This window comes from Methanobrevibacter thaueri, from assembly GCF_015062915.1.
GTDB lineage: Archaea > Methanobacteriota > Methanobacteria > Methanobacteriales > Methanobacteriaceae > Methanocatella > Methanocatella thaueri_B.
Window position 1 is genome coordinate 1 of the sequence record NZ_SUTJ01000027.1, and the last position, 3394, is coordinate 3394.

Annotated in this window: 5 protein-coding genes; all 5 read left to right on the plus strand. The window is 34.0% G+C overall.

The window, feature by feature from the left end:
• Positions 1-501 (plus strand): TGS domain-containing protein (locus E7Z78_RS09705; RefSeq protein WP_303724981.1); only part of this gene is annotated, 501 nt, incomplete at its 5' end.
• Positions 502-1137: 636 nt separating this feature from the next.
• On the plus strand, positions 1138-1689 hold the full coding sequence (locus E7Z78_RS09710; RefSeq protein WP_303724982.1) for a DUF6434 domain-containing protein: 552 nt from the start codon (positions 1138-1140) through the stop codon (positions 1687-1689).
• Positions 1686-2000 carry a TIGR04076 family protein gene (locus E7Z78_RS09715; protein ID WP_303724983.1) on the plus strand — a complete coding sequence of 105 codons (315 nt, stop codon included), beginning with the start codon at positions 1686-1688 and terminating at the stop codon, positions 1998-2000. The genes E7Z78_RS09710 and E7Z78_RS09715 overlap by 4 nt, the downstream gene beginning before the upstream one ends.
• Positions 2001-2996, plus strand: a complete 996-nt coding sequence (locus E7Z78_RS09720; protein WP_303724984.1) for an SLC13 family permease — start codon at positions 2001-2003, stop codon at positions 2994-2996. It abuts the gene before it with no gap.
• Positions 2997-3032: 36 nt separating this feature from the next.
• On the plus strand, positions 3033-3394 hold a 362-nt coding region (locus E7Z78_RS09725), incomplete at its 3' end, for a DUF2115 family protein (RefSeq protein ID WP_303724985.1).

Below are 3394 nucleotides of genomic sequence, written 5' to 3' on the forward strand. Positions count from 1 at the left end.
GCTGAAAACATCAAAAGAATCAAGGAAAAATATCCTAATGTAATTCCAACATCAGCAGGTTCAGAGCTTGCACTGGTTAAGGCGGCTGAAAGCGGTTTAATAAGCTATCTGTCAGGTGAAGATCACTTTGAAATCTTGAAACCTGAAGAGCTCTCAGAAGCACAGAAAAAAGGTTTGGAATACATTCAAACCAACATATTGGATGTTTATGGAAGCACAGGTGTTCAGGATGCACTGAACTATGCCGTATTTGAATTGCTTGACAGGATTGTAGTATATCCTGTTCAGGATGAGAACAAATACACAGACCAAAAGGGTAATGTCTTGCCGGACGGATTTTTGGTTCCTAAAGGCGCAACTCCTAAGCAATTGGCATATATTGTCCATACCGACATTGGAGACAAGTTCATGCATGCAGTGGATGCCCGTAAGAAAATGCGTGTGGCCAGTGACTATGAGCTTCAGGATGGAGACATTATAAGCATTATAACAAGAGGATAACTCCTCTACTTTTTTTATTTTTACTATGTGTAAAAAGGAAGCTATAAAACACATATTAAAGCTAATCATCATTTAAATTGTCAGTTTATCAGATTAGAAAATTTTAGACGAATCCAACTAGGCTTCCCGTTCGACATCATAGATTGTTAGCAATCAAACAGGTTGATGGCCAACAATAGGTAGTAACTTGCCATGAAAAAAATAAGAGATGGCAAGCACTAAATTTTCAACGGTCATTTTTCATGTTCTCCATTAATTAATGGGAGAGTTTTTATTATAATGCTCTTTCCATTCCATAAAAACACCTATGTTTTAATTAAATTATATTAGTGTTTTAGAAATTATTGTTTTTATTCAAAACTATATATAACTTATTTATTTTTAAAATCAATATTGTTGCTGTCGTATAATATTATTTCTAAGATAAATATTGTTGTGAACTTGTAATGGAGCATGGTAACTTTTATATATTTTGATGTTCATAATATTAGGTAACATCTAATTAGGTGTTGGACGGCATATTCATGCCTATGTTTTTATTATTTGAATGGGGATGTGTCAAAATTTGTTAATCAAATTTATCCTTATTCATTTTTAAACTGTTTTTTAGAGTATTTATTGATTATTATGCATGAATTGAATAAAAATTTAAAACCTGAAGATTTTAAACAATATTATTTTCTAAAAGAGGATTTAAAGGATTTCTGTAGGTCAGAAGGGTTGAAAATTAGTGGATCCAAGCAGGATTTGGAAAATAGAATCATCCATTATTTGGCCACTGGTAAACCGTTAGAAGAACCTGTCACTAAAAAAGTATCATGCAAATCACAATCTGAAATCACATTGGATTCAAAATTGGGTGAAAATTTCAAATGCAGCGAAGACAAGAGGGAATTTTTTGAAAATGAAATAGGAAAAACCTTCAAGTTCAAAGTCAAATTTCAAAAATGGCTGAAAGCAAATCCAGATAAGACTTATCGTGATGCAATTGACGCTTACTTTGAAATCCAAAATTCCAAGGAAAAAACAAAGATTGATAAACAATTTCAATACAATCAATATATACGGGATTTCTTCAAGGACAATGATGACAAGTCCCTGGAAGAGGCAATCAAATGTTGGAAATATAAAAAATCTCTTAAAGGTCATAACAGATATGAAAGCAGTGATTTGGAGGCATTATTATGAAAAAGGTAAGGATTACAGTCATGAGAAAGGTCAGGCATGACGATTTAATCGAAAAGTATGAAAACCCTCTCGAACATGAATGTGATGTTGAAGAGGGCCAAGTGTTCATTGCCAACGGCTGGGCTAAACCTGAAAATTTCTGTGACAGCGCATGGGAAAGCCTTTCACCATTCGTTTTAGGGCTTGCCAATGGTGCCAGCGACTTTTATGACGGTTGGATGAAAAACAAGAAATCCGCCATGATCTCTTGCAATGACGGTTTCAGACCGGTTAGTTTTCTTTTGGAAACAATGGAAGAAGATGCTGATTAGATGATTGCTAAATTCACTGATTTTTTTAAAAGAGAAATAGTATTTTCTATATCATTGATTTTGGCTGTTGTTTCATGTTTTTTTGCAAAACCTAGCATTGGCTATATCAACTGGTATACAATCATATTGCTTTTTGTAATAATGCTGATTGTTGAGATTTTAAAGAACTTGGCCATTTTTGAGCGATTGGTTAGAAAACTATTGGTGAAAGTTTCAAACACTCGTGGATTGGTCATTGTTTTAGTTTTCACTTGTTTTTTAAGTTCAATTTTCATAACCAATGATGTTTCATTGATTATTTTTGTCCCCTTTTCAATATTGGCATTAAAAAAGGTTGAAAGATTGGATTTAATAATATTGACCGTTTCATTACAGACTATTGCAGCAAATGTCGGCTGTATGGTTTTACCTATTGGCGCTCCGCACAATATCGTGATGTTAACCGTTTCAAACATTCCTTTCGGGTCATTTTTCTTGTTATTGCTGCCTTATATTTTAGTTTCCCTTATATTTTTAGCGGTAATTTTATTCTTCTCTCCAAATGATAAGATCACTCTTCCAAAAATGAATAAGATAGCTTTTGAAAGAGAAAGCTTCCTTAAAAGGGCCTTTTTAGGTGTGGACTATTATTTGCTTTTGACTTTCATTGCACTTTTCATATTGATAGGCAATCTTCAAAACATTCCGTTTTTCAATTCACTTTTCACCAAATCAATTGTTGGAAATGAGGTCATGTGGGGAGTATTGGTATCACAGGTGATTTCCAACGTTCCCGCAGCAATGCTTTTAAGCGGATTCAGCAGCAATTATGAAGCTATAATCATTGGAATTAACATTGGAGGATTCGGAACTCTCATTGCATCAATGGCCAACCTGATTTCATTCAAGATTCTTGTCCGTGAGTTTGATGAATTTAAAATAAGGTATCTGGGAGTGTTCACAGCACTGAATATTGCATTGCTCATACTTCTTTTAGGGGTTTATATTCTTATTTAGAAAATGTTTTATTTTTTGTGATACAAACTTAACCTCATGAATGATTCGCTAAGAATGTATGATGATTTTTCAAATGTCGTTTCAAATGAGGAGAGTATTTCCACCGAATCAGTTCTGGATATATTAAAGCAGTATTCAGGCAACATTTCCGTATTTGACCTGATGGCAGTGAACGCCGAGATGATTGAGGAAAGCAAATACGTTCAGGAAAACTACAAGCATAAAAGCCATGAGGTTTATGTGAAATACTTCTTGGGCCGCATCAAGGATGTTCACAGCGACAATAACACCTACGACCATGACATTGACAAGGAAGAGTTCATTGATGCGATTGCCACTTTAAAATCATATCATATTAATGAATCAGTAACATCAAAGACCAAATTCCCATTGATTTA